The sequence below is a fragment of the Georgenia ruanii genome (assembly GCF_009193175.1).
In the GTDB taxonomy this organism is placed as follows: Bacteria; Actinomycetota; Actinomycetes; order Actinomycetales; family Actinomycetaceae; genus Georgenia; species Georgenia ruanii.
This window is the reverse complement of record NZ_VUKE01000012.1, coordinates 74,675-91,218: the sequence shown is the minus strand read 5'-3', so window position 1 is coordinate 91,218 and position 16,544 is coordinate 74,675. Positions and strand designations below refer to the sequence as shown.

Here is a 16,544-nt window from a genome sequence, read left to right as displayed (position 1 = left end):
TAGCACCGGCTCGCCCCGTCGTGCGAAATCGGAACGGGCAGGCTCGAGGTGGCGTTCGCCACTCACTCTCCCGCGGCGCGGCGCCGGGCGAGGACGGCGTCCAGGTCGAGGGTGACGGCCACCGGCTCGGTCAGCGAGGCCGCCGCGGCGGCGGGCGAGGCCGTGGTGGGCCGCTGGGGCACCGCCGCCGTGGCACCGACCGGCGCGTCGACGTACGGGTCGACGTCGCGGCGCGGCGCCGTCGGCTTGAGCGTGTAGGAGGGCACCGGCACCGGCACCGGCGTCCACGGGCTGGCCGGGGCCGGGACCTCGGCCTCGCCGTCGAGCGCCGGACCGGCGACCTCGGCGGGCGATGAGGCCGACACTGCCGCGGTCCCGGGAGACGCCGCGACCGCGGGCGAGGGGGCGGAGAGAGCCGACGGCGGCGACATCGGCGAGACGACGACGGCCGGGGAGGCCGCAGCGGCAGGCGAGGCGGCAGGCGCAGGGGAGACCGCAGCCGCCGGGGAGCCAGCACCAGCCGAGGCCGCAGTCGCCGGGGAGACGGTGGCGGCAGGAGACACCGCGGCCGAGCGCGATCCGGCGCGGGCCGGCGAAGTGACGGACGGCGATCCGGCCACACCCGGGGATGCGGCGGCGGGCAAGCCTGCCACAGCCGGAGAACCCGGCGAGGCCTCGGCGGCCGCTCCGCCATCACCGGCGGGCGCCGACGCCGCGCGGGCCGGGGTGACCACATCCGGGCGCGCCGCCGGCCGGGCCCCAGCTCGGGAGCGCACCGGGGCCGTCGAACGCGCGGCAGGCCGACCCGCCGGACGGGCGCCCGGACGCGGCTGCCGCGGCGCGCCGTCGCCCTCGCGGGCGGACAGGGCCCGCAGCCGCTCCTCCAGCCGGGCCATCTCAGCGCGGTCGCGCCGGTCGTGGGCGCGGGCCTTGATCGCGGTGCGCCGGCCCAGCTCGAGCACGGTGACCAGCAGCAGCGTCGGCGCCGCCGCGATCACCCAGGGCACGCGGCCGAGCCCCACGCCGACCCAGCCAGCGACGGCCAGCACCAGCAGCACCGCCGTGAGGATCCGGCGCCGGCGGATGGCGGCCGCCCGGCGGGAGACGCGGGCCGCGCGCGCGGCGCGGGCGGCCGCCAGCGCACGGGCGTCGTCGCTGGGACGCCCGGTGCGGGCGTGAGGCCTGTTCACGGCGGGTGCCTCCGGTCGTCGGGCAGGATCGTGCAGGTACGGCCGCGCCGCGGGCTGGCCGTGGTGCGGTGCGTGGCCGGCGGAGGCCGCCCCCGGCGCGCCGGCCCCGGCCGTGGCCAGGACCCGCAGGTCGCCGGAGAACCGGTCCTCCACGCGGGAGTCGAGCAGGAACTGCCGGCTGCGCACGAGCTGCGGCAGCAGGTAGCACAGGAGCATCAGGGCCAGCGCGGTGACCACGTATCCCTGAAGCTCCACGGTCCAACGCTAGGCGCGCCGCACCGCGCGAAACGTGACCTATTCCGGCGTGTCTGCTTACGTTTCGGGCACGACCGCGCCCCAACCCTCCCGGCGTGCTGACCAGGGGCTTCGGTGATAGGGCACGGGCCCCCCTACCGGACCCCGCCGCCCTGCTCGCGCCAGCGGCGCAGCAGCCCGCCGGGGACCTCCTCGGCGGTCAGGGCGTAGGAGCGATGGTCGCGCCAGTCGCCCTGGATGTGAAGGAACCGCAGCCGCAGCCCCTCGTCGCGGAAACCGAGCTTCTCCACCACCCGCCGGGAGGCGTGGTTCTCCGGCCGGATGTTGATCTCGATGCGGTGCAGCCCCGCCTCGAACCAGCAGTAGTCGCAGGCCATGGCCACCGCCGTCGGCATGACGCCGCGCCCGGCCACGTGCCGGCTCACCCAGTACCCGATCGACGCCGAGCAGAAGGAGCCGCGCGTGATGGAGGAGACCGTCAGCTGGCCCACCATCTCGCCGTCGAGCTCGACGGCGAACGGCAGCGACCGGCCCTCCCGGGCCTGGCGGTTCAGCGCCCGCACGTACCCCCCGAACGACGTCGGCGGCGCCCCGCTGGGCGAGGTGGCCTCCCAGCGCTCGAGCCAGGCGGCGTTCTGCCGGCGCAGCCGGTCCCAGGCGTCGCGGTCGCGGCGCCGCAGCGGGCGCAGCACGAGCCGGTCCTCGGCGAGGGTGAGCGGCCAGCGCAGCGGCCAGGCGTCGGCGCTCACGAGTCCAGCAGGAGGCAGTGCAGCCGGTCGCCGGCCCGCACGTCGGTGACGTCCTCGGGCACGACGGCGAAGGCGTTGGACCGGGCGAGCGCGGACAGCAGCAGCGACGCCGGCGCCCCGACCGGCTCGGCCCGGTAGCCCTCGGCGGGCGTCCCGGTCACGTGGGCGCGCACGAACTCGCGCCGACCGTAGGGCGAGTACCAGCCGCCGGTGACCGCGGCCGCCACCGAGGGCCGGTACAGCTCGGCGTAGCCGGCCATGGCGCGCAGCGCCGGGCGCACGAACGCCTCGAACGCCACCTGCACCGACACCGGGTCGCCCGGCAGGCAGAAGATCGGGGTGCCGTCGCCGATGTGCCCGACGCCGAGCTGGCGCCCGGGCCACATGGCGACGTTGTCGAACCGCACCGTGCCCAGCGGCGCGAGGACCTCCTTGACGGTGTCGTTCGCGCCGTAGCTCAGCCCGCCGGTGGTGATGACCAGGTCGGCGCGCACCAGCTGGTCCTCGAGCGTCTCGCGCAGCGCGCGCCGTTCGTCGGGCACCGCCGCCACCCGGAACGTCGCCGCCCCGGCGTCCTGGACGGCGGTGGCCAGGGCGTGGCCGTTGGCGTCGAACACCTGGCCGGGCTGGGCCGGGCGGCCCGGCTCGACCAGCTCGTCGCCGACGGAGACGATGACCACCCGGGGGCGCGGGTGCACGCTGACCCGCCCCCGGCCGACGGCGGCCAGCAGGGCCACCTGCCGCGCGCCGACCCGCTCCCCCGCGGGCAGCACCACCTCCCCGGCGCGCAGGTCCTCGGCGCGCCGGCGCACGTTCTCGCCGCCGACGACGGCGGTGCGCACCGCCACCTCGGCGGTGCCGAAGTCGGTCTGCTCCACCGGCACGACGGCGTCGGCCTCCACCGGCATGGGCGCACCGGACGCGATGCGCACCGCGGCGTGGCTCACCAGCCGCAGATGGTCGACCTGCCCGGCGCGCAGCTCGTCCGTCACGTGCAGGGTGACCGGCCGGTCCGGCCGGGCCTCGGCGACGTCGGCGGCGCGCACCGCGTACCCGTCGAGGCCGGCGAGGTCCGCCACGGGCAGGTCCTCGCCGGCCACGACGTCCTCGGCGAGGATGCAGCCGACGGCGTCGGGGAGCACCACGTCCAGCGGCGGCAGCGGTCCCACGGCCGCCAGGCACGCGGCGAGGTGCTCCTGGACCGTTCTCACCGGGCGCTCGGCGTGCCCGGGCTCGGCTCGGCGGCGCGCCCGGCGGCGCCGGCGTCGGACCCGAGCTCCACGCGGCGCCCGGCGACGAAGGTCTCCAGCCAGGCGCCGAAGTCCGGGCCGAGGTCCTCGCGGTCGACGGCGAGGCGCACCACGGCCTTGAGGTAGTCGAGCTTGTCGCCGGTGTCGTACCGGCGGCCGCGGAAGACCACCCCGTAGACCCCGCCGCCCTCGGCCGGGTCCATGCGGGCGAGGGTCTGCAGCGCGTCGGTCAGCTGGATCTCGCCGCCGCGGCCGGGGGGCGTCTGCTCGAGCACGGCGAAGACGGCCGGGTCCAGCACGTAGCGGCCGATGACGGCGAGGTTGGACGGGGCCTCCTCCACCGCGGGCTTCTCGACGAGCTCGGTGACCTGGACGACGTCGCCCTCACCGAGGGAGCCGATACCGGCGGCGCCGGCGACCGGCTCGACCGCGGCGCAGCCGTAGAGGTTGATCTGGGCCGGGTCGACCTCGAGCAGGGCGATGACGGACCCGCCGAGCCGCTCGCGCACGGCGATCATGTCCTGGAGCAGGGTCTCGCGCGCGTCGATGAGGTCGTCGCCCAGCAGGACGGCGAAGGGCTCCCCGGCCACGTGGTCCTTGCCCTGCAGGACGGCGTGGCCGAGCCCCTTGGGCTCGCCCTGGCGCACGAAGTGCAGGTGCGCGAGGCCGGTGGAGGCCTGCACCGCGGCCAGGCGCGCGTCGTCGCCCTTCGCCTCCAGCTTGCTTTCGAGCTCGGGGGCGGCGTCGAAGTGGTCCTCGATGGCGCCCTTGCCGCGGCCGGTGACCATGACGGCGTCGTCGATGCCGGCGGCGGCGATCTCCTCCACGACGTACTGGATCGCCGGCTTGTCCACCACTGGGAGCATCTCCTTGGGGATGGCCTTGGTGGCAGGGACGAAGCGGGTACCCAGTCCGGCGACCGGGACCACCGCCTTCCGAACGGGCACGGACGTGGGCGAGGTGTTGGCTGCCATGGGGCCGACATTATCGGCCTGGCGCCCGGGCGCGCGCTGCGGACGGCGGTCGTGGCGTGGCGCCGTCAAGGTTGTCCGCTCCGGGCGGAATGCCAGCCGTTCGAGCGTCGGTCGCGGGACCGGCTGGGAAACTGGCCGCATGCAGCGTCCGCAGCTCTCCCTGCCCCGCACCGATGGTTACGAGGCGGAGGACGCCAAGCAGATGCTCCGCCAGCTGGTGCGCGAGGCCCGCGCCCAGCGGCCGGAGAAGGAGCGGCTGGCGGCCGCCCGGGCCTTCGCCGACCACGCGCTCGAGGCGGTCGGCGACGCCCGGTGCGTGGCGGCCTACGTCTCCCAGGGCAGCGAGCCGAACAGCCTGGAGGTGCTCGAGGCGCTGCGCCGCGCCGGGATCCGGGTGCTGCTGCCCGTGCTCGGCCCGGGCCTGGCCCGCACCTGGGGGGTCTACCAAGGCCCGGACGACCTGCAGGTCCGCGCGCCGGGCCGCCCGCCGGAGCCCTCGGGCGAGGTGCTGCCGGCCGAGGCGATCGCCCAGGCCGACGTCGTCATCGCCCCCGCCCTGGCGATCGACGCCGCGGGGACCCGGCTCGGGCAGGGCGGCGGCTGGTACGACCGGGTGCTGCGCCACGCCCGCCCGGGCACCCCGATCTTCGCGATGGTCTACGGCGAGGAGCTCGTCCGCGACGTGCTGCTGCCCCAGGCGGGGCACGACGCGCCCGTGACGGCCGTGATGACCCCCGAGGAGTGGTTCCTGCTGGAGAAGTCCGTCTTCCAGACCGAGGCGCTGGCCGAGCAGGCGGACGAGGTGGCCTCGCTCGAGGACGACGCCACCGACCGCTGAGCCGGACGCCCGGGGCCAGGTGTTCGCACCGACCCGTCGGTCCGGCTACTGGTTCGCCGGGGGCCGCAGCGTGAGCGTCTCGGTGGCCGCCTTCTCCACGGCGTCCCGGCCGAACGCCCAGGGGAAGGTCTCCCCGCGCGCCCAGGCGCGCAGCTGGTCGGTGTAGTGCGGCGACCCGGGGTGCCCGGAGTTGCCCGGCCCGGCGACCCAGGTCGAGGCGTCCCGGTCGGCGAGGTCCACGACCATCCGCATCGACGGCCCGGCGGTCACGGTGAAGTCCGGCCGGCCGAGCTCGTCGCGGGCGGCGGCGTTGTAGCCCATGGCGTTGACCACCGCGCTGCCGCCCGGCACGCCGATGGGTGCCGGGTTGACCAGCCGGCGCACCGGCTCGGGCACCGTGGGCCCGCCGAGCACCGGGTGCTCCAGGCGCAGCTGGTGCACGCGGCCCCACGTCCAGTCCCGGGGGTTCTTGCCCATCGAGTTGGTCAGCTGGTGGCGGGCCGAGACCAGCGCCTGACGCAGGATCTCGTCGCGGCCCTCGACGACGTTGACCGTCGTGCGGTCGTCCCACCAGGGGTTCTGCGGGTCCTCGAGCAGGATCTGGACCACCCGCAGCCACCGCGCCCCGCCGTCGGGGGCCTGGGACGCCGGCAGGTCGTCGGCGAAGGTCAGCTGCAGCAGCGCCGACCACACGGCGTTGAAGTAGGCGGCGCCCGCGGAGTCGGTGTCGGTCGGGAAGCCCGCGGCGGACCAGCTGCGCAGCTCGTCGACGGCCTGGGCGACGAAGTCGTCGTCGACGTCGACCTGGAGCAGCGCCGGGACGAGCACCGGGCCGAAGGGGCTGGCGTCGTCGGTCATGATGGCGTTCATCGCGGCGACGTCGAACGTCTTGCCCTCGTCCAGGCGCCGCTCGATCAGCGCGCGGATGCGGCCCGCGCGGTAGCCCTCGTCCCAGTCGGTGGTGAGGAAGGGCCCCTGGCCGCGGGCGGTCACCGCCTGGTTGGCGGCGACGATGAACCCGGCGGCGGGGTTGCGCTCGGCCGGCATGTCCTGCGGGGCGACGAAGCCCTGCCAGTCGTAGCGGGAGTCCCAGCCCGGCCGGGGCCAGGACCCGTCGGAGGGCACCGGTGCGTCCGGCACCACCGCGCGCACCGGGGTGCGGCCGGAGGACTGGTAGCCGATGTCGCCGGCGGCGGTGGCGTAAAGGATGTTCTGCGCGGGCGCGTCGAGGAGGGCCGCCGCGGCGGCGACGTCGTCGGGGGTGGCGGCCCGGTCGAGGGCGAGGACGGCCTCCGCCGTCCGCCCGGGCGTGAGCGCCGTCCACTGCAGGGCGACGGCGTAGCCGGAGAACCCGGCCGGCGGGGCCCCCTCGGGGACCGGCACGGTGCCGGCCACGCCCGTGCTCGGGAGCACCTCGGAGACGATGGGGCCGTGCGCGGTGCTGCTGACCGTGAGGGTGACCGGGTCGCCGCCGTTGACCTCGATGGTCTCGCGCCGCTGCTCGAGGGGCACCCGCGCGCCGTCGCGCAGGTAGGTGCCGTCCTCGTAGATGCGCTCGAGGGTGAGGTCCATGACGTCGGTGCCCTGGTTGGTCAGGCCCCAGGCGAGGTCGGCGTTCTGGCCGATGACGATGCCCGGCATGCCGGAGAAGCTGAAGCCGGCGACGTCGAAGGTGCAGTCCGGCCGCTTCTCGGTGCAGTGCAGGCCCACCTGGTACCACACGCCCGGCGCGCTGAGGGCGAGGTGGGGGTCGTTGGCGAGCAGCGGCTTGCCGGAGGCGGTGTGCTGGCCGCTGACCACGAAGGAGTTGGAGCCGATGTTGTCGCCCTCGCCGAGCAGCGTGGGCACGGCGTCCAGCGCCGTGGCGGCGTGGGCGAGCGCCAGGGTGGCGCCGCGCCCGGCCTCGGGCACGCCGGCCGGGGCCGCCGAGGCGCCGGCCGGGCCTGACGCGGCGGCCGGGCCTGACGCGGCGGCCGGGCCTGACGCGGCGGCCGGGCCTGACGTGGCCGACCCCGCCGCGGGGGCCGCGCGCCCGGCGGGAGCCGGCGCGTTGTCGATGATGGGCGGGTTGAGGTCGTACGGGTAGTCCGGGTAGAGCTGCTCGACCCGGCCGACGTCCTCGCCCAGCGGACGCAGCGCCGCGGCCCGCCCCACCTCGGCGTTGAAGTTCTGGCTGAGGTCCCACGCCATGGCCTTGAGCCAGGCGACGGAGTCCACCGGGTCCCACGGCGCGATGTCCCTGAGGGTGATGCTCGTGCCCAGCACCGTGTACTCCACCCCGAGCTCCGACGCCTCCCGCCCGCGCAGGTAGGCGTTCACGCCGTCGGCGTAAGCGGCGTAGAGGTCCTTGGTGCCCTGGTCGAGCTGCTCCCACTCCTGCTCGGCCACGCGCCGCCAGCCGAGGGTGCGCACCACCTGATCGGCGGCGAGCGCCGCGTCGTTCTTGCCCACGAGCTCGGAGAGCCGGCCGGCGGTGACGTGGCGGCGGTAGTCCATCTCGAAGAAGCGGTCCTGGGCGTGCACATAGCCCTGCGCCCGCATGAGGTCGGCGTCGGAGTCGGCGTAGATCTGCGGCACGCCGCGCGCGTCACGCACGACCTCGACCCGGGAGCCGAGGATGCTGAGCGACTGCGTGCCGGCCTGCTCGGGCAGCGGCCGGCGGACGAGGAACATGCTCAGGCCGGCGGCGACGACGAGGGCCACCACGACCAGCCCGACGACGCCGACGGTCACCTTCCGCGGCAGAGACATCCGTTGCACGTCCGCGAGCGTATCCGGGGGTGGGAAGCATCACCGGGTGCGGCGCGTTGACGGGAGTACGATTGGCACTCGATGTGGTGGAGTGCCAACGCTCGCCCGCGAGTCCTTGGAGGTTCAGGAGTGCCTACCTATTCCTACCGCTGCACCGTCTGTGGCAACGAGTTCGACATCAAGCAGTCCTTCAGTGACGAGGCGCTGACGGTGTGCGACCAGTGCGGCGGCGCGCTGCGCAAGCTCTTCTCGTCCGTCGGCGTGGTCTTCAAGGGCTCGGGTTTCTACCGCACGGACTCCCGTTCCACCTCGGCCTCCTCCAGCCCCGCCGCGGCGGCCAAGGAGTCGAGCTCCGGCTCCGCCTCCTCCAGCTCCGGCTCGGCCTCGTCCAGCTCCAGCTCGGCCTCGTCGTCCAGCTCGTCGAGCTCCTCCACCTCCGCGCCGGCTCCCGCGGCTGCCGCGAACTGACCGCACCATCGGCAGTCGCCGAAGACTGCCCCTTGCCGGCCGCAGCGAGCTGAGGCGCGCCAGACTTCAGCGCCCGAATCGCGCGCCGACCCGCCTGGCGGGCCGGGGCGCGACGGCGTATCGCCTCCGTGCCGGGCGGTATCGCGTGCCAGGCGCCGGCGCGTGTTGAGCCAGCGGCAGATGGGCGAAACGGGACCAGACCGGTGGCCGCCGGGGATGGCCAGGAGCTACTGCGACCCTGGCGTCCACAGGCACGGCCGAGGCGATCCTGCCGCCGCCCCGGCGCGCCCTAGCGTCGGCGGATGCGCACCCCGCCCGCCCCGCCCTCCCGCTCCCTGCGCAGCCGGCTGCGGCGCGGACTGTGGCGCGGTCGCCACGCCCTCGCCGCACTGAGCCTGGGGCTGGCGGCGGCCACGGCGCTCGAGGCCGTGCGCCCGCCCGCCCCGCCCCGCGAGCAGGTGCTCGTCCTGGCCGACGACGTCGCCGCCGGCATCGTGCTCAGCGCGGCGGACGTCGCCGTCCGGTCCCTCCCCCGCGGCGTGGTCCCGCCCGAGGCGCTGCGGGCCCCCGCGGAGGCGACCGGCCAGCCGCTCGCCGTCGGCCTGCCCGCCGGCACACCGCTGCTGCCCGCCATGCTCGCCGGTCCCGGGCTCGCCGCGGGCGCGCCGCCGGGCACGGTCGTCGCCGCCGTCCCGCTCGCCGACGCCGCCTCGGCCCGGTTGGCCCAGCCGGGCCGGCGGGTGAGCCTGGTGGCGGCCACCGCCGACGCCGCCGGCTCCCCGGGCGAGGCCCGCGTGGTGGCCCGCGGCGTCGTCGTCCTGGCCGTGCACGAGGACGACGCCGGCGGCGGGGTGCTGAGCGGCGGCGTGCCCGGAGTCACGTCCGTCTACGTTGCCGCGCCGGAGCGGGTCGCTACCGTTCTGGTGGGTGCGGCCGCGTGGGCGCCCCTGCGTGCGGTCCTCGAGGGGCCGCCGGGGGCCGGGTAGCGCATCGACCGGGCACGGCCGGCTCCAGAGCCTGGGCGCACGCCGGCGTCGAGGGCGCGGTCGCACGCCGGACACGACGCGCACGGCCATCGGCCGGCACCGTAGGGCCACCGGCCCCCACCGAAAGGACAGGCATGCTCAAGGGCTTCAAGGAGTTCATCTCGCGCGGGAACGCGCTCGACCTGGCGGTCGGCGTGGTCGTGGGTGCCGCGTTCACCGCCGTGGTGGACTCGATCGTCAAGCGGGTGCTCAACCCGCTGATCGCCGGGCTGGTGGGCAAGCCCAACTTCGACGACGTGCTCGCCTTCAAGATCAGGGACGCCGTCGTCCAACCGGGCGCCGTCGTGACGACGCTCGTGAACTTCCTGATCGTCTCCGCGGCCATCTACTTCTTCGTGGTGCTGCCGATGAACCAGCTGGCCGCCCGCCGCAAGGTGCAGGCCGCCGAGCCCGAGGCACCCGCCGAGGACGTCCGGGTGCTCACCGAGATCCGCGACCTGCTCGCCGCCGGGCGCGGCGCCGGCGACCTCGGCGAGCCGGACGCCCTGGACGCGTCAGGGGCCCGTCACCGTGACGAGTCGGCGCCCAGCTGGGGTGGTGCCGCGACCGACCGCCGCTACTGAATCGCCAGTACTGAACCGCCGCCGAATGCTTGCCGACTCCTAGGCGCGGAACGGCCCGCGGTCCTGGCTCGGCCGGGACCGGGCCGACCGGTCCAGGGACGCCCTCAGCGCTTGCCCCAGTGCGGGGGCACGTCGCGCAGCAGGCGCGCGTCGTTCTCCCCGGTCCCCTGCTGCGGCTCGGCCGAGGGCGTCACCGGCGGGGCGTCGCCCTGGTGCAGCGCGTCGACCGCGCTCGTCAGCTCCCCGGCGGCCAGGCGGCGCCGGTCGGCCTCGGACAGCGCCACGACGCGGTGGTGGTGCCCGCGCCGGCGCGGGGCCGGACCGCCCGCGCCCGGGGCCTCGCCCGGGCCCGCGCCCTGATCGCTCATTGCGCCCGCCGCCGCACCACGTGGCCGAGCACCGCGTCGATCTGGTCCCCGCGGCGGGTCAGCGCCAGCTCCGCCCGCAGCGCCTCGACGAGCTCGTCGTCGGTGCGGTCGGCGCCGTCGGAGACGATCCAGGTCAGCAGGTCGTCGAGCTGGTCGTCGCCGTAGGCGGCCAGCGGCAGCCCCGGCGCCACGGGCGGGCGCGCGCCGCGCGGGCGGACGGGGCCGTCGCCGTCACCGGGGGCGGCGTCGCCGTCGGCGGGCGCGGCGTCGTCGTCGTCGGGGCCCTCGTCGAGGACGCGCGGGACCTGGACCACGGACGCGACGGCGCGGCTGGCCCGGCGCTCCTCGACCACCCCGGTGACCTCGGCGAGGATCGCCTCCGCCTCGGCCTGCGGGTCCATGAACACAGCCGTCGAGAACGCCATGTGCACCCGCCACCCGCGGGCGGTCAGGCGCTGGACCCAGTGCCGGTCGCGCCGGCGCAGGCTCGGCTCGGCCACGTACTCGGCGTCGTCCGTCAGGACCGCCAGGACCAGCTCCCCGGGCAGGTCCGGGTGGCCGATGGCGAGCGGGATGCGCACCCCGCCCTCGAGGCCGTAGCGCGGTACCACCGTCAGGCCCAGGCGCCACAGCCGCTCCGCCAGGTCGACCAGGAGCTGGTCGGGGCTCTCCTCGGGGGCGCTGGTGGGCGTCTCCCCGGTGAGCGTGCCGACGGTGGCCTGCTCGAGCAGGTCGGCGAGGAGCCGCGGGCCGGGCTGGCGCAGCCGCTCCTTGTCGATCTCCCCCGGGCCGATGCAGCTGACGATGACGAGCTGGTGGCGCACCGCGTCGAGCGCGTCGACCAGGCAGGCCAGCCCGTCGGGCCCGTCCAGGGCGCCGAAGCGGTGCAGCACGCGCCCGTGCGGGGTCTTGCCGAACCCGACGGCGAGGAGGACGACGTCGCGGCGCAGCCCGGCGGCGGCGTCGACCTCGACGACGGTGAAGGGCTCGGGCCGGTCGGCCCGGAAGAACTCGGCCAACGCGGGGCTGCCGGCCGCGGCGGTGGTGACGGCCTCGCGCACCCGGTCGGCGTGCCGGGCGTTGAGGGCGACCACCGCGAGGGAGGCCTCCGTGGCGCCCAGGGCGTGCTCGATGACGAGGTCGACCACCCGGTCGACCTCCGCCTGCACGCTCTCGATGGCGTCCGAGCCGGGCGCGGGCATCCCGAAGCCCTCGACGACCTCCAGGCGCATGCGGGAGGTCGACGGCGGCGCCGGCACCGACCGGATGACGTCGCCGTAGCCGTGCTCGGCGAGGAAGGCGGTGATGCCCTCGTTGCGCTGGGCCCGCCCGGTGGGCAGCGTGACGGCGGGCAGCAGCGGCGCCAGGGCCCCCACCAGCCCGTCCCCGCCGCGGCGGGAGTCGCCGACGAGGACCACCTGGCGGGCGCGGGCGAGGATGGCGACCGCCTGCTCGACCGGCAGGTGCTGGACGCCGTCGAGGACGAGCAGGTCGACCACGCGCCCCTCGGGCAGCAGCTGCGGGACGAGCATGGGCGCGACCAGCCACGCCGGGCGGACCGCGCCGACCACCTCGGGGTAGGCGGCCAGGGCGTCGCGCAGGCTGCCGCCGCCGGCGCCGAGGGCCCCGAAGAGCGCGGCGGCCTCGTCGCGCCGGCCGCGCACCGCGGCGGCGAGGTGGTGGACGACGGCGCGGCGCACCGGCCCGGCCAGGCTCGCGACCTGGGCGGCGTCCAGCTCGCGGAACCGCTCGGCGAGCGCGGCCAGCGCCGGCCCGTCGTAGCCGGCCAGCGCCGGGTCGGTGCGCAGGATCTGCTCGAGCACCGAGCTCCACCAGGCCAGGTCCAGCTCGGCGCCGACCAGGGCGGTGTCCACCCGCCGCTCGGTGAGGTCGTCCACGAGCGGGCCGAGCCCGGCCGCGCGCAGGTCGCGCAGCAGCGCGGTCCGCTCGGGCAGCAGCCGCAGGGCCGGGGCGTCCAGGCCCAGCTCGCGCATCCGGTCGGTGAGCGCCTCGAGGCCCAGCGCGAACAGGTCGTCCTTGCCGGCGCCGGCGCCGATGACGCCCTGGAGCGCCTCGACGTCGGCGCGGACCTCGCGCTCGGTGGCCTTGATCTCGGCGAGCCCGTCGGGCAGGCGGGGCCAGCCGCCCTGGGAGTTGTAGCGCCGCCAGATCTCGCGCTGCTCCTGGACGTGGATGAGCTCGGCGTGCAGGTCCGCGACCGGGCGGCCCGGCCGGAGCAGGTCCTTGGCCTGCTTGCGCAGGCGGCGGCGCACCGAGGCCTTCATCGCCACGCCGTGCTCGCGCCGCCAGGCGCGGGTGGCGGTGGCCACCACCATGTCGGCGGCGGACCGCTCGAAGATCTGGGGCAGGAACACGTCGAGGGCCTCGGCGACGCCGTCGAGCATCTGCAGCTGCTCGGTCCACCCGGCCAGGGTGGCCGCCGGCTCCAGGCCGGTCTGCTCGGCCACGCGCTGCACCTGGGCGCGCAGGGCGGGCAGGCTCAGCTCGCCCAGGCGCTGGGTGCGCTCGAGCGCGGCCGAGGCGGCGGCGGGGTCCGTGAGGGCCGCGCCGTACCAGGGGGTGTCCTGGGGGCGCAGCGTGAAGGCGCCCAGCCCGGCCGCGCGCGCGAGCCGCTCGCGGGCCTGGTCCAGGCCGCCACCGGTCAGGCCCCGCAGCGCGGCGGCGTCCAGGCGCACCCGGGTGCGCGGGCCGGGGCGGGCGGAGGTCAGCCGGGCCAGGGCCTGGAGGGCGTCGTAGGCGGAGACGCCCCACGGCTCGTGGCTGGCGTGCAGCCCGGCCACGTAGCCGGCCAGCTTGCCGTGCACCTCGGTGAGCTCGGCGCGCAGGGCGTGCACGGCGTCGTCGTCGACGACGACCTCGGCCGGGCTCAGCCCGGCGCGCAGCTGCCCGGCGGCGCGGGCGCGCCAGGAGGCGTCGGTGGACAGGTCGAGGACGACGTCGCCGAGGCCGAGCTCCTCGATGCGCCCGAGCAGCGCCCGCCCGGTGCGGCGGGTGCCGGGCACGTACAGCACGCGCCGGCCGGAGGCGGCGGCGTCGGCGACGACGGCGGCCAGGGTGCCGGGGACGTCGGCGCCGGGCGGGGCGTCGAGGAAGACGTGCGCGCCGGCGGCGACGGCGTCGACGGCGTGCTGCTGGTCGACGTCGAGGTCGCCGGCGCCGCGCTCGGCCTCGGGCGCCCGGTCCCCCGGGACGCGGGCGGGCAGGTCGGCGGCGAGGGCGGCGCGGGCGCCGTCGTCCCCGGCCAGGGCGGCGACGACGTCGGCCCCGGCGAGGGAGGGGCGCATCGCGTCGAGGTCGTCGACGAGGACCTGCCCGGGGTGCACGAACGGGCCGACGACGATGCGCTCGGTCATCTCGAAGCCGGGCAGGTTCTCCCGGCCCAGCTCGGCCAGCGCCGTCAGCGCGGCGCGCGGGGAGAAGCCGTGGTCGCGCTGGGTGGCCCGGGCGACGGCGGCGAGGTCGAGCCGGACCCCGGCCGCGCGCAGCGCGCGCACGAGGACCGGGTTGACGTCCACGGCGGACTCGAGGTCGAGGTCGAAGTCGGACTCCGGGCCCGGGTGAGCGGTCAGCCGCACCGGGCGCAGCAGGACGGGGGCGTGCACGGTGCGCACCTGGGCCGCGGCGGCCTCGGGCGCGGCTCCGGGCGCGGCGGGTCCCGCCGGGTCGTCCCCGGCCGCCTGGGCGCGGTCGGTCAGCGCGGCGCCGGGGTCGGCGGAGACCTCGAGCGCGACGTCGCGGTGGTCGTCGACGTCCGGCTCGGGCGGGTCGGGCAGCGCGGTCCAGGTGGCCACGCCGATGGCGAGGTAGGTGGGGGCCAGGCCGTAGCGCTGGGCGAGCTCGTCGGCGCGGGCGCGCACGATGCGGGCGCTGCGGCGGGCGGCGAGCTGCGCGCTGCCCTCGCGGACGAGGTTGCTGAGCCGCGTGGTGCGCCCGGCGTAGAGCTGGGCGATGCCGGAGGGATGGGCCGCGGTGAGGTCGATGACCGCGTCCCCGAGCAGCGTCATGTCGGCGAGCGTGCTGGTCCCGCCCAGCTGGACGAGCGAGCGGCGCCACTGCCCGGCCGCGCGGGCGACGACCGAGGCCCGCCCCGCGGAGACGTCGGGTGCCGCCCGGCCACCGAAGGCCGGTCCTGAGGGCGGGGGCGCCACGGGCGTCGGCTGGTCCTGTGCCGCCGCGGCGGTCCGGCGCCGGCCGGACGCGCCACGGGAGAAGAGCGCAGGGAGTGTCATCCCACCAAGGTAGGCAGCCATGGGCCGCTTCGCGGGGTGCCGCGCCGGACGGGCCTCCGGAGAGGCGGCGCGGCGGGAGGTCGGGCGACTCGCGACAGCGCGGGCCCGGAAGTATAGAACGGAGCGCGGCGCGCAGGGGGGGCAGGCGTCGCGCTCCGTCCGCCCAATCATGGGGCCTGCGGACGGCCGGGCGCAAGCACCGCGACCAGCCCGAACACCCCTGCCGTAGCCACCTCCAGGGCGCCGGCGACCTCCCCCGGGTTGCGGGGCGTTGAATTTTGGCCGAAAGTCGACCTCATCCGTGCGCCCACGGCGCACCGATGTGACGTCGATCACATTTCCGGATTCCGGACGCCTGGTGCGCGAACCGTCCTCGCGGGCGGGGGCCCACCGCCGCCGGCGGGCGTGCTGGCGGGGCGGCGGCCGGCGGTGCGGACGGGGAGTCAGGCGCCCGTGCCGGGCCGGCGGAGCCGGCGCCCGGAGACCTCCGCCGCCCGCAGCACGACGGCGAACTCCTTCTCGCCGGGCGCCCACGGCGAGGGCTCGGCGAGCCACGCGCCGGCGTCGGGATCGGTGTCCTCGACGAGGCGGACGGGGCCGCGCACCACCACCGACCAGCCGGTGCGGGCCGCGGTGTCCAGGGCGCTGACCGCCAGGGCCACCACCGCGCCGCGGGCGGCGGCCGCGAGCTTGGCGCCGTAGCCCGAGCGGATCACCAGCTCGTCGCCGTCGAGGGCGAAGTTCACCGGGACCGCCTGCGGCTCCTCGCCGGCGCAGAAGGTGAGCCACCCGACGGGGACTGACCGCACGAGCCGCAGGGACTCCCCGCGGTCGAGGACCTCGCCGTAGGGCTGGGTGTCCACCGCGCCTCCCACAGACTGCCGATCGGTGCCCCACGCGCCGCTCCGGCGAAGGGGCGGCGCGAGGCCGTGTCATCCCCACGTCACCACGCCCGGTCCTGGCGGGCCAGGGACGAATGGCCCGCCCGCGCCGACTCGGCCCGGCGCTTGATCCCCAGCAGCATCGCCCGCTGCATCACCGTGTCGCCGGTGCGCAGCACCACCGCCAGGCGCAGCATCCAGGCCGGGTGGTACCGCACCCGGGTGCGCAAGAGGAGCCGCACGGCCTCGCCGGCCGGCGCGAGGGCGAACGCCCAGCTGCAGTCGAAGTAGCTCCGCGGACGGGCCGGGAGGAACCGGACCTCGCGCCCCGTGAGGGTCCGGGAGCTGAACAGCACGAGGTGACGGTCGGGGGCGACGGCGCGCACCCACCACGACCCGATCTCCTCCGAGCACCTCGCCCCGTCCAGGAGCACGTCACCGACGGCGAGGCGCTGGTGCTCCGGGAGCAGACGCGTCGCCGCGGACCGGCGGCCGCGGTGCCCGGCGGGGTCCTGCCACCAGGGAAAGTCGCTGTACCAGCCGCCGCGGCCGTAGCCCATCTGCGCGAGCCACGGCCACACCTGGCCGGGCGGCGCGGTGATGGTCACGGCCCGGGTGGTGGACCAGTTCGGCCTGCGGACCAGGTCGTCGCCCGGCAGCGCGCGGGCCTCCTCCTCGGCGGTGGCGCCCGAGCGTCGCCACTCCGGATGGGTGGCCGCGTAGGCGGTCTCGAGCGCGTACTCGCCGAGCACGACGACGCCGTCACGCGCCCGGGCGACGGTCTTGCCGAGGTTCATCAGCGGCCTCCCCCGGTGGAGGTGACTCGGTGGTCCCGGGCCGCCGCCGCCGTCGACCTCGGGCCGGAAGGCCTCGGGCTGGTGCCCTCGGGCAGATTCGAACTGCCGACACCCGCTTTAGGAGAGCGGTGCTCTATCCCCTGAGCTACGAGGGCGGGGACGCA

13 protein-coding genes and 1 tRNA gene are annotated in these 16,544 nt (G+C 76.8%); 4 read left to right on the top strand and 10 right to left on the bottom strand.

Going from position 1 to position 16,544, the window contains the following annotated elements; translation table 11 throughout:
* Nucleotides 1-62: 62 nt before the first annotated feature.
* From GD880_RS12840 to GD880_RS12825, 4 genes are all read right to left on the bottom strand, one after another.
* Entirely contained in the window at nucleotides 63-1,445 is a 1,383-nt protein-coding gene (locus GD880_RS12840; protein ID WP_152232014.1) for a hypothetical protein, read from the bottom strand.
* A 134-nt stretch (nucleotides 1,446-1,579) separates the two neighbouring features.
* Nucleotides 1,580-2,194, bottom strand: a complete 615-nt coding sequence (locus tag GD880_RS12835; RefSeq protein WP_226909632.1) for a GNAT family N-acetyltransferase — start codon at nucleotides 2,192-2,194, stop codon at nucleotides 1,580-1,582.
* Complete coding sequence (gene glp / locus GD880_RS12830) at nucleotides 2,191-3,405, bottom strand: molybdotransferase-like divisome protein Glp (RefSeq protein WP_152232013.1); 1,215 nt, start codon at nucleotides 3,403-3,405, stop codon at nucleotides 2,191-2,193. Before glp ends, GD880_RS12835 begins: the two co-directional genes overlap by 4 nt.
* Nucleotides 3,402-4,418: a UTP--glucose-1-phosphate uridylyltransferase gene (locus tag GD880_RS12825; protein WP_152232012.1), complete on the bottom strand. Its 1,017-nt coding sequence runs from the start codon at nucleotides 4,416-4,418 to the stop codon at nucleotides 3,402-3,404. The genes glp and GD880_RS12825 overlap by 4 nt, the downstream gene beginning before the upstream one ends.
* A 139-nt stretch (nucleotides 4,419-4,557) precedes the next feature.
* On the opposite strand from GD880_RS12825, the gene GD880_RS12820 reads away from it, so the two are divergent.
* Nucleotides 4,558-5,256, top strand: a complete 699-nt coding sequence (locus GD880_RS12820) for a 5-formyltetrahydrofolate cyclo-ligase (RefSeq protein ID WP_152232011.1) — start codon at nucleotides 4,558-4,560, stop codon at nucleotides 5,254-5,256.
* Between the two features lie 45 nt (nucleotides 5,257-5,301).
* Here the strand turns inward: GD880_RS12820 and GD880_RS12815 are convergent, their stop codons facing one another.
* Complete coding sequence (locus GD880_RS12815; RefSeq protein WP_152232073.1) at nucleotides 5,302-8,007, bottom strand: penicillin acylase family protein; 2,706 nt, start codon at nucleotides 8,005-8,007, stop codon at nucleotides 5,302-5,304.
* Between the two features lie 129 nt (nucleotides 8,008-8,136).
* Here GD880_RS12815 and GD880_RS21255 point away from each other — a divergent pair, with 129 nt between their 5' ends.
* The 3 genes from GD880_RS21255 to mscL all read left to right on the top strand — a co-directional run bounded on the left by GD880_RS21255 (nucleotide 8,137) and on the right by mscL (nucleotide 10,084).
* Nucleotides 8,137-8,475, top strand: a complete 339-nt coding sequence (locus GD880_RS21255) for an FmdB family zinc ribbon protein (protein ID WP_152232010.1) — start codon at nucleotides 8,137-8,139, stop codon at nucleotides 8,473-8,475.
* 302 nt (nucleotides 8,476-8,777) lie between these two features.
* A complete protein-coding gene (locus GD880_RS12805) occupies nucleotides 8,778-9,461 on the top strand; it encodes an SAF domain-containing protein (protein WP_152232009.1) in 684 nt (227 codons plus the stop codon).
* 134 nt (nucleotides 9,462-9,595) lie between these two features.
* On the top strand, nucleotides 9,596-10,084 hold the full coding sequence (gene mscL, locus GD880_RS12800) for a large conductance mechanosensitive channel protein MscL (protein ID WP_152232008.1): 489 nt from the start codon (nucleotides 9,596-9,598) through the stop codon (nucleotides 10,082-10,084).
* Between the two features lie 104 nt (nucleotides 10,085-10,188).
* Here mscL and GD880_RS12795 read toward each other — a convergent pair whose 3' ends face one another.
* The 5 genes from GD880_RS12795 to GD880_RS12775 form a co-directional block, all read right to left on the bottom strand.
* Nucleotides 10,189-10,452, bottom strand: coding sequence for a hypothetical protein (locus GD880_RS12795; RefSeq protein ID WP_226909631.1), 264 nt, complete (start codon nucleotides 10,450-10,452; stop codon nucleotides 10,189-10,191).
* Entirely contained in the window at nucleotides 10,449-14,702 is a 4,254-nt protein-coding gene (locus GD880_RS12790; RefSeq protein WP_193314491.1) for a DNA helicase, read from the bottom strand. The genes GD880_RS12795 and GD880_RS12790 overlap by 4 nt, the downstream gene beginning before the upstream one ends.
* A 443-nt stretch (nucleotides 14,703-15,145) precedes the next feature.
* Nucleotides 15,146-15,565 (bottom strand): pyridoxamine 5'-phosphate oxidase family protein, encoded by a 420-nt coding sequence (locus GD880_RS12785; protein ID WP_193314490.1) that lies wholly within the window; start codon nucleotides 15,563-15,565, stop codon nucleotides 15,146-15,148.
* Nucleotides 15,566-15,645: 80 nt separating this feature from the next.
* The gene (locus tag GD880_RS12780; protein ID WP_152232006.1) at nucleotides 15,646-16,380 is read right to left on the bottom strand and encodes a hypothetical protein; all 735 of its coding nucleotides are present in this window, start codon (nucleotides 16,378-16,380) and stop codon (nucleotides 15,646-15,648) included.
* 79 nt (nucleotides 16,381-16,459) lie between these two features.
* Nucleotides 16,460-16,535 (bottom strand) — tRNA-Arg (locus GD880_RS12775).
* Nucleotides 16,536-16,544: the final 9 nt, after the last annotated feature.